This is a genomic window from Clavibacter davisi (assembly GCF_052751415.1).
The window spans coordinates 2,378,830-2,395,742 of sequence record NZ_CP199882.1 but is presented as its reverse complement, the minus strand read 5'-3'; the positions used below and the strand labels follow the sequence as shown (position 1 = coordinate 2,395,742).

The 16,913-nt window shown below is 73.5% G+C and carries 16 protein-coding genes; 4 read left to right on the top strand and 12 right to left on the bottom strand.

The features are described from left to right. The first annotated feature begins 39 nt into the window (after positions 1-39). A complete protein-coding gene (locus ACU4ZT_RS11325) occupies positions 40-630 on the top strand; it encodes a GDSL-type esterase/lipase family protein (RefSeq protein ID WP_270981008.1) in 591 nt (196 codons plus the stop codon). Between the two features lie 12 nt (positions 631-642). Beyond that, a complete protein-coding gene (locus tag ACU4ZT_RS11320) occupies positions 643-1,194 on the top strand; it encodes a GNAT family N-acetyltransferase (protein ID WP_445337199.1) in 552 nt (183 codons plus the stop codon). A gap of 37 nt (positions 1,195-1,231) precedes the next feature. On the opposite strand, the gene ACU4ZT_RS11315 is transcribed toward ACU4ZT_RS11320, so the two are convergent. Further along, positions 1,232-2,080 carry a TetR/AcrR family transcriptional regulator gene (locus ACU4ZT_RS11315; RefSeq protein WP_270981011.1) on the bottom strand — a complete coding sequence of 283 codons (849 nt, stop codon included), beginning with the start codon at positions 2,078-2,080 and terminating at the stop codon, positions 1,232-1,234. Between the two features lie 154 nt (positions 2,081-2,234). On the opposite strand from ACU4ZT_RS11315, the gene ACU4ZT_RS11310 reads away from it, so the two are divergent. Beyond that, complete coding sequence (locus ACU4ZT_RS11310; RefSeq protein ID WP_445337198.1) at positions 2,235-4,376, top strand: S9 family peptidase; 2,142 nt, start codon at positions 2,235-2,237, stop codon at positions 4,374-4,376. Positions 4,377-4,468: 92 nt separating this feature from the next. On the opposite strand, the gene ACU4ZT_RS11305 is transcribed toward ACU4ZT_RS11310, so the two are convergent. Beyond that, a complete protein-coding gene (locus tag ACU4ZT_RS11305; RefSeq protein WP_445337197.1) occupies positions 4,469-5,227 on the bottom strand; it encodes a DUF1684 domain-containing protein in 759 nt (252 codons plus the stop codon). 116 nt (positions 5,228-5,343) lie between these two features. Here ACU4ZT_RS11305 and ACU4ZT_RS11300 point away from each other — a divergent pair, with 116 nt between their 5' ends. Next, a complete protein-coding gene (locus ACU4ZT_RS11300; RefSeq protein ID WP_445337196.1) occupies positions 5,344-7,098 on the top strand; it encodes a pyruvate dehydrogenase in 1,755 nt (584 codons plus the stop codon). A gap of 121 nt (positions 7,099-7,219) precedes the next feature. On the opposite strand, the gene ACU4ZT_RS11295 is transcribed toward ACU4ZT_RS11300, so the two are convergent. The 10 genes from ACU4ZT_RS11295 to ACU4ZT_RS11250 all read right to left on the bottom strand — a co-directional run bounded on the left by ACU4ZT_RS11295 (position 7,220) and on the right by ACU4ZT_RS11250 (position 16,856). Next, entirely contained in the window at positions 7,220-7,450 is a 231-nt protein-coding gene (locus ACU4ZT_RS11295) for a hypothetical protein (RefSeq protein WP_445337195.1), read from the bottom strand. A 13-nt stretch (positions 7,451-7,463) separates the two neighbouring features. Beyond that, positions 7,464-8,117 carry a hypothetical protein gene (locus ACU4ZT_RS11290; RefSeq protein ID WP_445337194.1) on the bottom strand — a complete coding sequence of 218 codons (654 nt, stop codon included), beginning with the start codon at positions 8,115-8,117 and terminating at the stop codon, positions 7,464-7,466. Positions 8,118-8,422: 305 nt separating this feature from the next. Continuing rightward, positions 8,423-9,331 carry an amidohydrolase family protein gene (locus ACU4ZT_RS11285; RefSeq protein WP_445337193.1) on the bottom strand — a complete coding sequence of 303 codons (909 nt, stop codon included), beginning with the start codon at positions 9,329-9,331 and terminating at the stop codon, positions 8,423-8,425. Then, on the bottom strand, positions 9,324-9,890 hold the full coding sequence (locus tag ACU4ZT_RS11280) for a gluconokinase (protein WP_445337192.1): 567 nt from the start codon (positions 9,888-9,890) through the stop codon (positions 9,324-9,326). Before ACU4ZT_RS11280 ends, ACU4ZT_RS11285 begins: the two co-directional genes overlap by 8 nt. Next, positions 9,887-10,840 (bottom strand): NAD(P)-dependent oxidoreductase, encoded by a 954-nt coding sequence (locus tag ACU4ZT_RS11275; protein ID WP_445337191.1) that lies wholly within the window; start codon positions 10,838-10,840, stop codon positions 9,887-9,889. Before ACU4ZT_RS11275 ends, ACU4ZT_RS11280 begins: the two co-directional genes overlap by 4 nt. Then, a complete protein-coding gene (locus ACU4ZT_RS11270) occupies positions 10,837-11,760 on the bottom strand; it encodes an NAD-dependent epimerase/dehydratase family protein (protein ID WP_063070656.1) in 924 nt (307 codons plus the stop codon). Before ACU4ZT_RS11270 ends, ACU4ZT_RS11275 begins: the two co-directional genes overlap by 4 nt. Continuing rightward, the gene (locus ACU4ZT_RS11265; protein WP_063070655.1) at positions 11,757-12,812 is read right to left on the bottom strand and encodes an ABC transporter permease; all 1,056 of its coding nucleotides are present in this window, start codon (positions 12,810-12,812) and stop codon (positions 11,757-11,759) included. The genes ACU4ZT_RS11270 and ACU4ZT_RS11265 overlap by 4 nt, the downstream gene beginning before the upstream one ends. Continuing rightward, entirely contained in the window at positions 12,809-14,365 is a 1,557-nt protein-coding gene (locus ACU4ZT_RS11260; protein WP_063070654.1) for a sugar ABC transporter ATP-binding protein, read from the bottom strand. The genes ACU4ZT_RS11265 and ACU4ZT_RS11260 overlap by 4 nt, the downstream gene beginning before the upstream one ends. Next, entirely contained in the window at positions 14,362-15,426 is a 1,065-nt protein-coding gene (locus ACU4ZT_RS11255) for a sugar ABC transporter substrate-binding protein (RefSeq protein WP_445337190.1), read from the bottom strand. The genes ACU4ZT_RS11260 and ACU4ZT_RS11255 overlap by 4 nt, the downstream gene beginning before the upstream one ends. Before the next feature lie 92 nt (positions 15,427-15,518). Continuing rightward, a complete protein-coding gene (locus tag ACU4ZT_RS11250; RefSeq protein WP_063070652.1) occupies positions 15,519-16,856 on the bottom strand; it encodes an NAD(P)H-dependent oxidoreductase in 1,338 nt (445 codons plus the stop codon). Between the last annotated feature and the right edge of the window lie 57 nt (positions 16,857-16,913).

Genomic DNA, 16,913 nt, shown 5'->3' with positions numbered 1-16,913 from the left:
GGATCGGGGGCCATGATGGGCACGACGAGAGGCGACACCATGGCACCCCGCACGCGGACCACCGTCCTCCTGGGCGACAGCCTCACCGGGGACGGCGGCTGGAGCGCCCTCCTCCCGTCCCGCGACGCGGGAGACGACGACGCGACGACCGACCTCGGCCGGGCCGGCCAGACCACCGACGACGTGCTCGCGCTCCTGCCGGAGGTCGTGGCCGCGGATCCCGCGACCGTCGTGCTCTCGGTCGGCACGCACGACCTGGGTCGGCTCCGTCGCGGCCCCGAGCTCACGGTGCGCGCGCTCGAGACGATCCTCGCCCACCTCCGACGCGACCTCCCGGCCGCGCGCCTCGTGGTGCTCTCCGTGCCGCCGCGGGGGCGGGAGATGGCCGAGCGGATCCGCGTGGTCAACATCCACCTGCGGCAGTTCGCGCCCGTCGTGCGCGCGGAGCACGTGGACCTGTGGCCGGTGCTCGGCTTCGGCGACGGCGAGCTCAACCCGGCGTTCACGGACGACCGGCTGCACCTCGGGCCCGACGGCGCGGCCGCGGTGCGGGAGGTGCTGGCCCGTGTGCTGGACGGCGGCGGCGGCGACGGTCGCGACGACGGCGACGCCGTGAGCCCGGGCGTCTAGCGGGGACGGACGATGGTCGACCTCGCGGGCGACATGGTGATCGAGACGCCGCGGCTGCGCCTCCGCCGCCCGCGGGCCGCCGACGTCGACGCGGTGCACGCCTACCGGTCGCGACCCGACGTCGCGCGCCACCTCGGCGCCGGGACCTGGACGCGGGAGAAGACGGCGGCGGAGCTCGCGCTGTACGCCGCCTCCGCCTTCTCCCGGCCCGGCGACGAGCTGGTGCTGCTGGTCGAGCTCCTCGGCACCGGCGTCGTCGTCGGGGAGGTGGGCCTCGTCCGACGGGAGCAGGGCGCCGAGGTCGGCTACGTCTTCCACCCGGACCACGGCCGACAGGGGCTCGCCACCGAGGCCGTCTCGGCCGTGGTGACGGCGGCCCTCGCCGACGGATCCCCCCGGATCATCGCCCGCACGGACGCGGCGAACCGCTCGTCGCGGGCACTGTGCGAGCGCCTCGGCTTCACCCTGATCGCCACCGCCGTGAGCGAGGACGGCCGTGGGGTGGCGGAATGCACCTACGAGCGGGCGGCCTCCCACCACGGCGGCGCGGACGGGACGCCCTGACGGGACGCCCCGATGGGGCGCCCGGTCGGGGAGCCGGTCAGGCGTCGCCCGCGGCCCGCAGGTCGGCGACGCCCGCGAGGATCACGGCGAGCTTCCGCCGCCACCAGTCCCGCGGCGTCGTGGCGGTGCCGGTCTCGACCTCTCCCGAGAAGCGCGCCGTGACGCGGACCATCGTGCCGAGCGCGTCGCGCTGGGCCTCCTCCTCGCGCGCGTGCCCGGCATCGGGCGCCCCCGAGGAGTGGGCGGGTCCGCCGCGACGGGACGCGTGCGGGGAGTGACCGGCGTCCTCCTCGGCCACGCGGTCCGCGGCGATCCGGCCCGAAGCCCGCGTGAGGAGCCCGCGGCCGACGCTCGCCGACGCCGTCGCGTCCGCGATGGGGGCGGTGGACGGCGGACGCGCCGGCGGGGCCGCGTCGAGCGCGAGCGCCCGCTCCCACGCGACGTACGACTCGACGGCGATGTCCATCACGGTGTCGAGGACCAGCACCGCCTCCGCCTCGGCGAAGCCCATCCGGACGAGGTCGCGGATCGCGCTCGTGAAGCGCAGCACGACCTGGTCGGGTGCCGCGTGCAGGTGGTGGATGGCGCTCGCGAGGCCGGGGTGCCGGTCGTACATGTCCCAGATGCCCTCGACGGCCTGCTCCAGGTACGCGCGCCAGGACGCGTCGCCCGGCGCGCGCAGCTCCGCGGCGGGGGCGTCGGGCACGTCCGGCCAGTCCATCCGGGCGATGGCCGTGTCGCAGGCGAGGAGCACGATGTCGTCGCGGCTGGCGACGTGGCGGTACAGCGTCGAGTGGTCGACGCCCAGCCGCTGGGCGAGCGTGGTGAGGGTGAGCGTGCTCAGGCCGACCTCGAGGGCCGCCTCCGCGATGAGCCTCCGCGACACGCGCGCGGGCCTCCCGATCCGACCGGCTCGCCGCTCCATGGGTCAGATCCTACCGGTCCGCCGCCGATGCTTTGGGCGCAAATCGACGGTCGACGACGCCCCTCCGCGCGGCGCGTGCCCGGTCCCGCGCCGAGGCCGCGGCTAGCGTAGGAGGATGCCCGACTCCCGCATCCCCTTCTCCGAGCTCGACGACTTCATCGCCATCCCGCGCCTCGGCGGCCTCGTGCTCTCCCCCGACGGACGCCGCGCGGTGCTCACCGTCACGACGCTCGACCCCGCGCGCACGGGCTACCGCCACGCGCTCTGGGTGGTCCCCGCGACGGGCGGTGGCGCACCGCGGCGCCTCACCCGCTCCGCGAAGAGCGAGGGCGGCGCGGCCTTCACCGCCGACGGCGACCTGCTCTTCGTCTCCTCCCGCCCCGACGCGGACGACGCCGACGGGGGAGAGGCCGCGCAGCTGTGGATCCTGCCCGCGGCCGGCGGCGAGGCCCGCGCGATCACCCGGCTCGCGGGCGGCGTCGACGACATCGCGGCCGTCGCGCGCGACGCCTCCACCGTGGTCGTGCAGGCGCCGCTGCTGCCCGGATCCGGCTCCCTCGAGGCCGACGCCGTGGCCCGGAGGAAGCGCGCCGACCTCCAGGTGACCGCGATCCTGCACGACAGCTACCCCGTGCGGTACTGGGACCACGACCTCGGACCCGCCGAGACGCACCTCCTCGCGATCGACCTCGCCGGCGCGCTCGCCGAGGAGCCGGCCCGGCCCACGACCGCCGACGCGGCCGCCGCGCTCGCCGCCGAGGCCGAGGCGGAGGACGGCGGCTCCGCGGCGTCCGCGCCCGGCGCCACCGCGCAGCCGTATCCGGCGTCGCTCCCGAGGCCGCGCGACCTCACGCCCCGGCCCGGGCGCACGCTCGAGCACGCGGCCGCCGCGATCAGCCCCGACGGCCGCACGCTCGTGGTCGCCGTCGGTGTGAAGGAGCGCCGCGGGTACCGGCAGGCGCTCGTGTCCATCGACGTCGCGACCGGCGAGCGCAGCACGCTCCTCGACGTGCCCGGCGTCGACCTCGAGATGCCCGCCATCAGCCCCGACGGCGCCCTCCTCGCGTACGTGCGCACCGACCGGGCGACGCCGGCCGCGCCCACGCAGCAGGAGCTCTGGGTCTCGGCCCTCGACGGATCCGACGCCCGCCGCGTCGCCGCCGACTGGGACCGCTGGCCGTCGTCGCTGCAGTTCGACGTCGACTCCGAGGCCCTCGTGGTCACGGCCGACCAGGACGGCCGCGGTCCCGTGTTCCGCATCGGCCTCGACGGCCGGGTCGCCCAGCTCACGACCGACGACCACACCTACACCGACGTGCGGGTCGACCGCGAGACCGGCGACGTGCTCGCGCTCCGCTCCTCGTGGATGGCGCCGTCCCACCCGGTGCGCGTGTCGGCGGCCGACGGATCCGTGACCGAGCTCGCGACGCCCGCGCCGATCCCCGCGACCACCGGCACCATGACCGAGGTCGAGACGACGGCCTCCGACGGCGCCCGCGTGCGCGGCTGGCTGATGCTGCCGGAGGGCGCGTCGGCCGAGGCGCCCGCGCCGCTGCTGCTGTGGATCCACGGCGGCCCGCTCAACAGCTGGAACGCCTGGAGCTGGCGCTGGACGCCGCAGGTGATGGTGGCCCGCGGCTACGCGGTGCTGCTGCCGGATCCCGCGCTCAGCACTGGCTACGGCCTCGACTTCATCGCGCGCGGCTGGGACGCCTGGGGCGCGGCGCCGTACACCGACCTCATGTCGATCACCGACGCCGTCGAGGCGCGCGACGACGTCGACGCGACCCGCACGGCCGCGCTGGGCGGCTCGTTCGGCGGCTACATGGCCAACTGGGTCGCGGGCCACACCGACCGCTTCCGCGCGGTCGTCAGCCACGCGAGCCTGTGGTCGCTCGACCAGTTCGGACCCACCACCGACTCGTCGCAGTACTGGCAGAGCATCTTCTCGGCCGAGGGGCTCGACCGGAACTCGCCGCACCACTCCGTGCGCGACATCTCGACGCCCATGCTCGTGATCCACGGCGACCGCGACTACCGCGTGCCCATCGGCGAGAGCCTCCGCCTGTGGTCGGAGCTCGCCGAGCACCACGCGGCCGACGACGGCACGACGCCGCACCGGTTCCTCGTCTTCCCGGACGAGAACCACTGGGTGCTGAAGCCGCAGCAGTCGGTGGTCTGGTACCGCACGGTGCTCGCGTTCCTCGACCAGCACGTGCACGGGAGGGAGTTCGTGCGGCCCGAGGTGCTCGGCTAGGACGCGCGCTCCGCCGCGGAGCGCCCGCCCCGCACGTGCAGTGCGGCGCGGGTGCAGTGCGGCGCGGGTGCAGTGCGGCGCGGGTCGGCGGCTCAGGCCTCGTCGCGGTAGACCACGCCCCGCTCGCCCGCGCGGACGGCCGCGGCGAGGCGATTGCCGGCGGGCGGGAGGGGGCAGTTCATCCAGTCGGAGAAGCCGCAGGGCGGGACGACGGCGCGCGTGAAGTCGAGGGTCACGGGGCCGTCGCCGTCGGGGCGGGGGAGGAAGAGGAAGCGGCTGGGCGCGTAGCTCTCGCGGCCGGTGGTGGCGTCGGCGAAGACGAGCTGGAGGCGGTCGCCGTCGGCGAAGGCGCTGAGGCGCACCTCCTCGCCCTCGATGGTCACGACGATGTCGCCGGGCACCGGCAGCTCGCGCGTGCGGCCCGCGTCGGCGATGTGCTCGAACGGGATCACCCGGTCGTCGTCGACGCGCTCGAAGCGGCCCTCGAGGATCCACTCGGGCGCGTACGGGTAGACCTCGATGTCCACGAAGGCGCGGTTCTTCGGGGACGCCGCGTCCCAGAGCCGGTAGCCGTATTCGGGCTCGCCGGTGTCGAGCGAGATGCGCTCGATGCGGGTGAGCTGCACGGTGTCGGGCTGGCCCTCGAGCACCTCGAGGTCGCTGACCTCCTGGCCGGGCTCGAGCCATGTCGTCTGGATCAGCGCGAGGCTGCCGAACGGGCTCGTCACGGCGGCGAGGCGGGCGCGATGCCAGGCCTCGTATTCAGCCAGCGCAGCCTCGGCCAGCGCAGCGTCGGCGGGATCGGCGTCGGATGCGGCGGGGCGGGCGGGGGTCTCTCGCGAGTCGGTCACCCCGGGGCAACGCGCGTCGCATCCGGCGGCATTCCCGCCGCGCCCGGCGAGCCCGCCACGGAGGCGGCGCGGAGCCGTCGGGTATTGACTGGATGCACCGACGGAAGGACGCTCCCATGGCACGCACGGTCGCCGACCAGCTCATCGCCCAGCTCATCGAGGCGGGGGTGAGCCGCATCTACGGGGTCGTGGGCGACAGCCTCAATCCGATCGTCGACGCGGTGCGGCGCACGGGCGGGAGCCGCAAGGGCGGCATCGACTGGATCCACGTGCGGCACGAGGAGGCCGGCGCGTTCGCCGCGTCCGCCGAGGCGCAGCTGACGGGCAAGCTCGCCGTGTGCGCCGGATCCTGCGGCCCCGGCCACCTGCACCTCATCAACGGCCTCTACGACGCGCACCGCTCGGGCGCGCCCGTGCTCGCCATCGCGAGCCACATCACCACGAACCAGATCGGCTCCGGCTACTTCCAGGAGACGCACCCCGACCGCCTCTTCGTCGAGTGCTCGCACTACACGGAGATGATCTCCACCGCCGTGCAGGCGCCGCGCGTCGTCGACCAGGCGATGCGGCACTCCCTCGCGCTCGGCGGCGTCAGCGTCATCACGCTGCCGGGCGACGTCGCCGAGTTCGAGGCGGAGGGCGAGGCGCCCGCGTTCTCGCTGCCCAGGCGTCCCGCGATCGTGCCGGCCGAGGAGGACGTGCGCGCGCTCGCCGCGGCCATCGACGAGGCGAAGAGCGTCGCGATCTTCGCGGGCCGCGGCGCCGGATCCGCGCGCGCCGAGCTCATGGAGCTGGCCGAGAAGATCGCGGCTCCCGTCGGCCACTCGTTGCGCGGCAAGGACGTGATCCAGCAGGACAACCCGTTCGACGTCGGCATGACGGGCCTCATCGGCTACGGCGCCGCGGCGGCCGGGATCTCGGGCGCCGACCTGCTGATCCTCATCGGCACCGACTTCCCCTACGACCAGTTCCTGCCCGGCAAGGAGGTGCGGACGGCGCAGATCGACATCGCGCCCGAGCGCCTCGGCCGTCGCACCGACGTGGACATCGCGATCCACGGCGACGCGCTGTCCACGATCCGCGCGGTGCTGCCGCTCGTGGAGCGGAAGACCGACCGGCGCTTCCTGGAGAAGCTGCTGGAGGAGCAGGAGAAGAAGGTCGACCAGGTGGTCGGCGCGTACACGTCGAAGGCCGAGAAGCTGACGCCGATCCATCCGGAGTACGCGGCCAGCATCCTCGACGAGGTCGCGGGCGACGACACCGTCTTCACGGCCGACACCGGCATGTGCAACGTGTGGAGCGCGCGCTACCTCACGCCGAACGGGCGGCGGCGGATGATCGGCTCGCTCGTGCACGGGTCCATGGCGAACGCGCTCCCGATGGCGATCGGCGCGCAGGTCGCGTACCCGGAGCGGCAGGTCGTGTCGGTCTCGGGCGACGGCGGCCTCGCGATGCTGATGGGCGAGCTGGTCACGGTCGCGGCGTACCAGCTGCCCGTGAAGGTCGTCGTGTTCAACAACTCGACGCTCGGGCTGGTGAAGGTGGAGATGCTCGTGGACGGGATCCCGGACTTCGGGGTGGACGTGCCCATGGTCGACTACGCCGCGGTGGCGGCTGCGCTCGGGATCCACTCGCAGCGCGTCGAGGACCCGGCCGACATCCGCGGCGCGCTCGAGGCGGCGTTCGCGCACGACGGGCCCGCGCTCGTCGACCTCGTGACCGACCCGATGGCGCTCTCGATCCCGCCGGAGATCTCGGCCGCGCAGGTGAAGGGCTTCGCGCTCTCGATGTCGAAGATCGTGATGAACGGCGGCGTCGGCGAGGCCGTGAAGCTCGCCCGCTCGAACCTGCGGAACATCCCGCGGCCGTAGCCGACGCCTCTCGGGCGTCGCGAGCGAGGTGTCCCGCGTGTCCGGAGCGGAAGGAGCCACCGGCGATCGTCTGGCAGCGGGGACCGAGCCGGGCGGACTCGACCTCCGTACCTCCCGCTGGCTAGTGCGTGTCGCCATGCCCTCCGGCGGTCGTCGACCGCGTGGGCCGGACCCCGAGCCACAGGACGATTCCCAGGAGAGGGACCGTCAGGAGGAGGAGCCAGAGCAGCTTGACCACCGTCGCCAGATCGCGCGAGCGGACAGTCGCCACCATGGCGATGACCGCGGGCACGAGGGCCACGATGACGAGCAGCAGCACCCCGAGGTGCGCGTAGTTCGTGTTCTCGAGCATGGAGTCGTCTCCCCTACTGCCAGATGCTGCCGTAGGAATTGACGTGCATGGTGTAGATCTTGTCCCCGCTGAGGGGCCCGAACGCCTCGGAGAAGCCCCACTGCATGCGGAGGTCACGCTGCGTCAGCGTGCCGATGTCGGAGCATTCCTCCCTGGCGACTGTCCATCCCACGGCGTAGTCGACGGTGCAGTTGTGGCTGCCCACCCGCCCGAGGAAGGGGCCGGTCACCCACACGTTGCTGCCGTTGTAGTAGAAGTCGCCCGCCTGCGTCTCGCTGTCGGTGATGTTGTTGAAATTCTGGCTGTAGTTATTGTGTCGCACCACGCCATCGGTCACGGCGGCCGAGAGCTCGTCGAAGCTTTCGGTGCTCATGCTCGACCGCGCCTGCCTGAGGTCGGCCTTCGTCACCTGTCGTGCCGTCGACTGCCTGAGCGTGACGGTGCCGGTGCAGACGGCGAGCGAGGCGTGACCGTCACCGGCGGCGATGGCCGCCGTGACGGAGGCGACGCACGCGGGGTCCGTCGTGGTGTAGCGCGAGACGACGGTCTGACGAGCATCCGGCGACGTGCCACCCGTGGCCGCCATGGCGGGAGCGCCCATGCTCAGCCCGAGCAGCAAGGCCAAGCTCGCAGTGCACGCGGCGGTGATTTTGATTCGCTTCTTCAATGATTTGTCTCTCGCTAGGTGGCTCCAATCGCGAGAAGCCGGTGGCTAGAGCTTGCCAGGAGAAAAGAATCTGCAGTGATGTCCTTCAATGTCTTGTGCCGCACCCCACTCCGCAGTACTGTTTTGTTTCACAAATAGTTATTCTCATAGTGGGGAATCCCGGTGCGGGTTGTGAAGTCCTTATTTGCACAATAGGTGAATAATTGTGCGGCGGTGGGGAAGCGGCGGCTCGGGAAGTTCGAAGCTCGCCCGCTCGAACCTGCGGAACATCCCGCGGCCGTGAGCGACCTGGCGCCGCGACCGGCTCACGCGGTCGCGGCGCCCACGCCGATCCGGTAGAAGCGATCCGCCGTGCCCGCGAACACCGCGCGGCGCTCGGCGGGCGAGAGCTCGGACGTGAGCGCGTCGAAGGCCCCGTACAGGTCGGAGTACGTGCCGTAGAGGCCGTCCACCGGGAAGTTGCTGCCGAACATCGTGCGCTCGGCGCCGAACGCCTCGAGGGTGTCGAGCACGAACGGGCGGATCGACTCGCGCGTCCACGCGTGGTCGTTCGTGCCGAGCGCGCTGATCTTCACGGTGACGCCGGGCTGGGCGGCGACGGCCCGCATCCCCGCGCGCCAGGCGGCGACGGCGTCGCGGTCGCGCCCGATCGGCATGCCGGCGTGGTCGAGCACGATCGCGGTGCCCGGGAACCGTGCCGCCAGCGCCGCGGCATCGTGCAGCTGCGAGGGGAAGACCTGCAGGTCGAACGACAGGCCGAGGCCCTCCAGCCTGCCGAACGCCGCGAGCCACGCGGGATCCTGCATGATGTCGCCCCGGTCCCGGTGCGTGTACACGGGGTCCGGGTGCCAGTTGAGGATGTCGCGGATCCCGCGCGTGACGGGGAACGCGGCGTGCTCCTCCAACAGGCGCGCGGCGTCGGGCCGCAGCAGGTCGACGTGAGCCACGTGCACGGTCGGCACGCGGCGCTCCCGGGACAGCCCGTCGATCCACGCCGTCTCGGCGAGCGCGTCCGCGGCGCCGTTCTCGACGTGGACGGAGGCGAGGAGGGTGACGTCGCGCGCGTCCTCGAGGTAGTCGTCGACGTCGTAGTCGCGGCGGAGCGGCAGGTCGTCGCCGTGGTAGCGCGTGGTCGGCGGGCCCTCGAGCCAGGGGTACGACCGGCGGAGGTCGGTGAGATGGTGGTGCGCGTCGACGATCTCGAGCTCAGGCACGGGGCGGGTCCTCTCGGTGGGGCAGGGCGGCGAGCCCCTCGAGCGCGGCGCGCACGACGGACCCGGGCGGGGGAGCGATGTCGACGAGCACGCCGCGCTCGTCGGGGTCGAGCCCCTCCAGCGCGGCGAGCTGCGAGAGGAGGAGGCCGGGCGGCATGAAGTGGCCCGTCCGGGCGGTGATCCGCCGCTCGAGCAGCGCGGGATCGCCGACCAGGTGCACGAAGTCGAGCCGGGCGCCGGATCCGTCGCGCAACGCGTCGCGGTACCGGCGACGCAGCGCCGAGCAGGCGACGACCGTGATGCCCGGCGCGGCGCCCGGCGGCGTGCCGTCTGCCGCCGTGCCCTGGGCGAGCACCTCGGCGACCCGCGCCAGCCACGGCGCCCGGTCGGCGTCGTCGAGCGGCACACCCGCCGCCATCTTCGCGACGTTGGCGGGCGGGTGCAGCTCGTCGGCGTCGACGAAGCGCCCGTCGAGCGCGTCCGCGAGGCGCGCGCCCACGGTGGACTTGCCGCATCCGGAGACGCCCATCACGACGATGCCGCGGGCGCGGCCCGTCATCGTGCGGTCTCCGCGGCGTCGTCGGCCGGGTGCCGGTCGTCCCCGTCCCGCGGCGCGTGGCGCCCGGGCGCGGGCCGCCCGAGCGCGGCGATCGTCCGGTACACGCCCGTGTGGTCGAGGTCGCCGTCCCCGTCGTCGACCATGCGCGCGAACAGGTCGGCGACCGTCGCGGTGGTCGGCAGGGCGACCCCCGCGCGGTCGGCGGCCTCCGCGATGAAGCGCAGGTCCTTGAGCTGGTTGCGCGCGCTGCCGCTGGAGGCGAAGTCCTCGTCGATCCACTTGGCCGCGCGCTGCTCGAGCACGGCCGTGCGCGCCAGCCCGCCCTGCAGCAGCTCGACGACGACGGCCGGGTCGAGGCCGGCGCTGCGGGCGAGCAGCATCGCCTCGGAGACGACCGTCACGACGCCGGCGACCACGACCTGGTTGCAGGCCTTCGCCAGGGCGCCGGATCCGCTCGGCCCGAGGTGCCGCACCGTGCGGCCGAGGTGCGCGAGCAGCGGGGCGATGCGCGCCACGTCCTCCGCCTCGCCGCCGACCATGATGCTGAGGGTCCCGTCGTGCGCACCCGCGGTGCCGCCGCTGAGCGGCGCGTCGACGACGCGGATGCCGTGCTCCGCCCGGACGCGGGCGGCGAACGCGGCCACGCCGACGGGGGACACGGTGCCGTGGACGACGAGCAGCGGATCCGCGATGCCGGCCTCGCGCCACCCCGCGAGCAGCCCGTCGTCGCCGTCGAGGAGCGCTTCCACCTGGGGGAGGTCGGGCAGGACCGTGAGCGTGATCTCCGCGGCCGCCTCCCGCGGGGTCGCCGCGACGGTCGCGCCACGGGCCCCGAGCTCGGCGGCCCGGGACGCGGTGCGGTTCCAGACCACGAGCTCGCCGCGGGCCGCGAGGAGGCGCTCGGCCATCGGCGCGCCCATGGGCCCGAGCCCGAGGAGCGACACGCTCACGCGCCGGCCTCCAGGTCGAGGAGCTCGTGGGGCGCGACATCGTCGAGGTGCACGCGGGAGGCGAAGCCGAGCAGCTCGCGGGAGCGGGTCAGGTCGAGCGCGACGTCGCGTCCCGCGATCGGCCGGGTCGGGACGCCGGGGGCGTGCAGGCGGAGCGCCGTCGCGGTCGGGGTGCGGAGGTACGTGCGGGGCGCGGCCACGAGGATCCCCGGCGCGGGCGGCGTCTCGTGCAGGAGCGCGGCGAGGACGGCGCGCGCCGCATCCGACGCGTCGAGGTAGCTCCAGCCCTCCGCCGCCTGGCGACGCGGATCGGCGCCCACGGCCGCCCGGACGTGCGCGCCGAACACGCGCCCGCCGTCGGCCGTGATGTCGCGGACCAGCGGGAAGCGCAGGCACGTGACCGCGAGGCCCCAGGTGGCGTGCGCCATGCGCGCCGCGTCCTCGCTCGCCGCTTTGGAGAGCGAGTACTCGTCGGAGAGGTCGGGCGCGGAGTCCTCGTCGTACGGGAGCACGGGCGGCTGGGCGCGACGGGCGCCGAGCGGGTAGCCGTTCGCGTTGATGCTCGACGCGAGGACGACCTTCGCCACGCCCGCCGCGGCGGACCGCTCGAGCACCGCGAACGTCCCCACGACGTTGACCCGGTACGTCTCCACCGGATCCGCCATGCCGAGTCCCGCGTAGCCGCCGAGGTGCACGACCGCGTCCTGCCCGGCGACCGCGTCGGCGACGACCGCGCGTTCGGTGACATCGCCGACGACCGTGCGCGCGGCCGTCCCCTCCCGGGCGCCCGTCCGGTCGAGGACCGTGACCACGGCGCCCGCGTCCTGCAGCGCCCGGACGGTCGGGACCCCGATGAGCCCCGCGCCGCCGGTCACGAGGACCCGCGCGCCCGACAGGCCGGGCAGGGCGCCGCGCGTCATCGGTCGACCGCCGCCATCGAGGACGTGGCCGGTGCGCCGACCTCCTCCTCGCGCTGCCGTCGCCGCTTCGCCCGCGAGAGCATCGGCCAGCCCTTGCCGCCCTGGTCGAGCGTCACCGCGATGAGCACCACGAGGCCGGTCACGATCTGCTCGTAGAAGCTGGGGACGTTGAGGAGCACGAGGCCGTTGGTGAGCGCCCCGAGGATCAGCGCGCCCACGAGCGTGCCGGCGATGCGGCCCTCGCCGCCCATGAGGTTCGCCCCGCCGATGACCGCGGCCGCGATGGCCGTGAGCTGGTACGGGCTGCCGGCGTCGGGCTGCGCGGCGTCGATGCGCGCCACGATCACGAGCCCCGCGAGCCCGGAGAGCCCGCCGGCGATGCAGTACACGGCGATCTTCACGCGGTGCACGCGGACGCCCGAGAGCCACGCGGTCTCCTCGCTGCCGCCCACCGCGATCACGTTCTGCCCGAAGACGGTCTTGCGCAGCAGCAGCCACGCGGCGACGCCGACGACCGCGACGACGATCACGACGATCGGCACGCCGCCCACGTAGCTGTTGAGCAGCAGGACGAACGCCGGCGGGATGTCGTACACGGGCTTGCCGTTCGTGGCGACGTACGCGGCGCCCTGGAACACGCTCATGGTGCCGAGCGTCGCGATGAACGGCGGCAGGCTGAGCTTCGTCACGAGCAGGCCGTTGACGGCGCCGGCGACGACGCCGAGCGCGATGCCCGCGACCAGCGCGGCCACGGGCGGCAGCCCGCTGCCCACCATGAGCGTCGAGCTGACGATGCCGACGAAGCTCGCCATCGCGCCGACCGCGAGGTCGATGCCGCCCGTGATGATCACGAAGGTGATGCCGATGCCGATGATGGCGTTCACGCTCGCCGAGACCGCCACGTCGCGGAGGTTGCCCACGGTGAGGAAGGCCGGGTTCAGCACGCCGAGGACGACGAAGAGCACGACGGCGGCGAGGTAGATGCCCACCGCCTGCAGGTTCAGCGCCCGCTTCGGGCGGGTGGGGATGCTCCGGGTCTCCGGCGAGGTCATGATGTTCCTTCCGCGACGCCCATGGCGTTCGCCACGATGCTCTGCTCGTTGATGTCGTCGCCCACGTGCTCGGAGACGAACCGGCCCGCCCTCATGGTGAGGACGCGGTCGCTGATGGAGATGATCTCGGGCAGGTCGCTCGAGACCACGATGACGGCGTGCCCGTCGGCGGCCAGCTGGTCGATGAGCTCGTAGATCTCGACCTTCCCGCCCACGTCCACGCCTTTGGTCGGCTCGTCGAAGAGGAAGACGCCGGCGCCCAGCCAGATCCACTTCGCGATGACGATCTTCTGCTGGTTGCCGCCCGAGAACTGGCGGGCGGCGAGGCGCACGTCGGCGGGGCGCAGCGACATGCGCCGGCCCATCTCCTCCGCGGTCGCGATCTGCTTCCGGGTGCTCACGAACGGACCGAAGCCGTTCAGCTGCCGGTCCGAGGTGAGCGCCACGTTGGCGTACGCCGGCGTCTGGAGCACGAGGCCCTGGTGCTTGCGGTCCTCCGGGATGAAGGCGATGCCCGCGTCGCGGCTGTCGCGCGGGGAGCGGATCCGCACCTCGCGTCCGCCCACGCGCACGGTGCCCGCGGAGCCCGCGTCCGCCCGGATCAGCGCCCGCAGGAACTCCGTGCGCCCGGATCCGACGAGCCCGGCGACGCCGACCACCTCGCCCCGGCGCACGGCCACGGACAGCGGCCCGACCCCCGAGGGATGCGTGACGCCGGTCGCCTCGAACTGCACGGGCGCGTCGGGCGCCACGGGGTGCTGCCGCGAGAACGACAGCAGCTCACGGCCGACCATGCGCCGCACGATGTCCTCCGAGGAGGTCTCCGCGATGGGCGCGTCGTAGGCCGGCCGGCCGTCGCGGAGGACGACGACGTTGTCGGAGACGCTCATCACCTCGGGCATCTTGTGCGAGACGTAGATGACGCCGACGCCGCGCCCGTGGGCGATCTCGCGGACGCGGGTCAGCACGCCGGCGACGTTGTGCTCGAGCATGCTCGTCGTCGGCTCGTCGAGCGCGACGATCCGCGCGTCGAACGCGAACGCGCGGGCGATGGTGAGCGCGTGCCGCTGGGCGGGGCTGAGGCGCGACACCGGCGTGCGCGCCTCCATCGGGAAGCCCATGAGCTCCACGTCCTGCAGCGCCCGGTCGACGTCCGCCTGCGCGGTCGCGCGCTGGCGGCGGGTGCGGCCGAGGAGCAGGTTCTGCATCACCGTGAGCTGCGGCACGATCGCCGGCTCCTGGTGCGCGATGCGGACGCCCTCCGCGAGGGCGCGGCGGGAGGTGTACTCCATCCGCCGGACCCCGTCGATGGTGATGGAGCCGCGGTCCGGGCGGAGCGCGCCGCCGAGGATGTTGAGCAGGGTGCTCTTCCCGGCGCCGTTCTCCCCGGCGAGGGTCGTGATCTCGCCACGGGCGAGCGTGAAGCTCACGTCCTCCAGCGCGCGCACGCCGGGGAACGACTTGGCGATGCCGCGGACCTCCAGCAGGGGCCGGTCCGATCCCGCGGGCGGCCGGCCCTCGAGGACGGGGGACGGCCGGACGACGCCGGTCACGGCATCCCGGTCGCGTACCGGGCCACGTTCTGGCCGTCGACGATGAACGCGGGCACGTCGACCCACGCCGGCACCTGCTTCCCGGCGAGCAGCCACAGCGCCACGTCGACGCCCGTGGCGCCCTCGGTGGTCGGCAGCTCGCTCACGGTCGCCGTGTACGAGCCCGCCTGGATCTGCTTCTTCGCCTGCGGGATGCCGTCGGTGCCCACGAGGAGCACCTTGCCCGTCAGCCCCTTCGCGTCGATGGCGGCCTGCACGCCGAGCGCCATGCCGTCGTTCTGCGAGTAGAAGGCCGCGATGTCGGGGTTCGCGGTGAGCATCGTGGTCGCGATCTCCTGCGCCTTCGTCTGGTCCCACGAGGCCGTCTGCGACGCCACGAGGTCGAGGCCGGGGTGGTTCGTGAGCGCCGCGGTGAAGCCGTCGCCGCGGTTGATGGCATTCGACGAGCCCGGGTCGCCCTCGATCATCGCCACCTTGCCGCCGTCCGGCAGCTTGCCCGCGATGTAGTCGGCCGCCGTGCCGCCGATGGTGGTCGCGTCGGGCCCCACGTAGACGACGCCGGGCAGGCTGCTCTTGGCGTCGTTCAGGACGATGGCCGGGATGCCCGCCGCGAGCGCCGACTGGAACACCGAGTCGAGGCCGGTCGCGGAGATGGGGGAGGCGAGGATCGCGGAGCAGCCCTGGTTGAGCGCGCTCTTGGCCTTGTCGAGCTGCTCCGTGATGGACGACTCGTCGGTCACATCGAACGTCTGGAACTGCACGCCGAGGCGCTTCGCCTCGGCCTCGAAGCCGTCCCGCTCGTAGCCCCAGAACTCGTTCGAGAGGGTGCGGGTGACATAGCAGAGCTTGACGCCGTCCTTCGCGGCGGGCTCGCCGAGGGACGCCTTCACCTCGTCGACCGTGGACTTCGCGTCCGCGCTCACGAGGGAGGCGACGCCGCCGGATGCGGAGGACCCGCCGGCCGGCGCGTCGCCGTCGGGCGTCGCCGTGCATCCGGCGAGGAGGGCGACGGACGCGAGGCCGGCGAGGGCGAGCCGGGTCGTCCGGGAGGGGAGGAGCATGGTGGACCTTTCGTCATCGAAAAGCGGTGCGGGTGGGTCGTGCGGGGAGGGCTCCCGGGCGGCGCGCCCGGGAGCCGTGCGGCGATGCGGGGTCAGGACCGGAGCAGCGCCTCGGTCTCGCGGCGGAGCTCGATGGCCTCGGAGAGCGAGTCGTCGATGATCACGTCGGCCCAGCCCACGGTCTCGCCCTGGGCGATGTCGCGGGTCAGCTCCACGTGGTGGGCGAGCGCGACGGGGAGGGCGCCCGTCGCGACGGAGTGGCGGGCGGAGACGAGCTTGCCGTAGACCGTGAAGCCGCCCTCGCCGTCGAGGAGCTCGCCCGCCGTCAGGTCCTTCTTCGCGGTCGCGACGACGTCGCCGTAGAAGCCGTCGGGGTGGCCGGTGGAGATCCCGCGGAGGGCGGCGTTGGCGATCGACACGTTGAGCTCCAGGCCGACGTAGTGGTACGGCCGGTAGAGCGCCGCGTACCGCCCGGTGGGGTCCGGGTGCCAGGGGTACTCGTCGAAGCAGGTGGCGACGTAGTCGTTCGTGGCCTTGACCACGACGTAGACGCCCTCCTGCGTGTTGTGCGGGATGGGCGAGCCGTCGCGCTCGACGCTCGACATCACGTCGACCGTGCCCTCGTGGGCGAGGGCGCCGCCGAGGTCGCGCGGCCGGCCGATGGTGGCGATCTGCTCGACGTCGCCGGGAGTGAAGGTGAGCCCGGAGTCCGAGGGCACGAGGCCGGCCGCGTTCGCGACCGCGGCCATCTCGATGGCGGCCTTCGTGCCGTCGCGGAACGACGTGTGCATGTACGGGTTCAGCTGGCCCGAGTCGGTGAGCTCCTTGCTGAACTCCCAGTTCTCCCAGACGTTGTCGGGATTCATCTGGTGGTAGTGCTCGAGGTACTTGGCGCCCTTGCCGGCGCACACGACGTCGAAGCCGCTCGTGCGGGCCCAGTCGACGAGCTCCATGATGAGCGCCGGCTGGTCGCCGTACGCCATCGAGTACACGACGCCCGCGGCCTCGGCCCGCTTCTGCAGCGCGGGGCCGGCGAGGGCGTCCGCCTCGACCGTGACCATGATGATGTGCTTGCCGGTCGCGATCGCCCGCAGCGCGTGGTGCACGCCGACGATGGGGTTGCCCGTCGCCTCCACGATCACGTCGATGTCGCTCTCGAACAGCGCCGCGGCGTCCGCGACGATCGTGGTGGTGCGGTTCGCGAGCGCCTCGGGGATGTCGGCGGCGACCAGCTCGTCCGGCCAGTCGACGAGGGCGAAGGCGCCCCGTGCGCGCTCGGTGTTGATGTCGGCGATGGCGACGACGTGCACGCCGGGGATGTTGCGGGCCTGCGAGAGGTACATGGTGCCGTACCGGCCGGCGCCGATCAGCCCGATGCGGATGGGGCGGCCCTCGCGTTCGCGATCGCCGAGCAGCTTGTGCAGGTTCACTGAGACCTCCGGGTCCGGGCAGGCGGGGGACCTCGGCCGCCGGGGCGGAGGACGTCG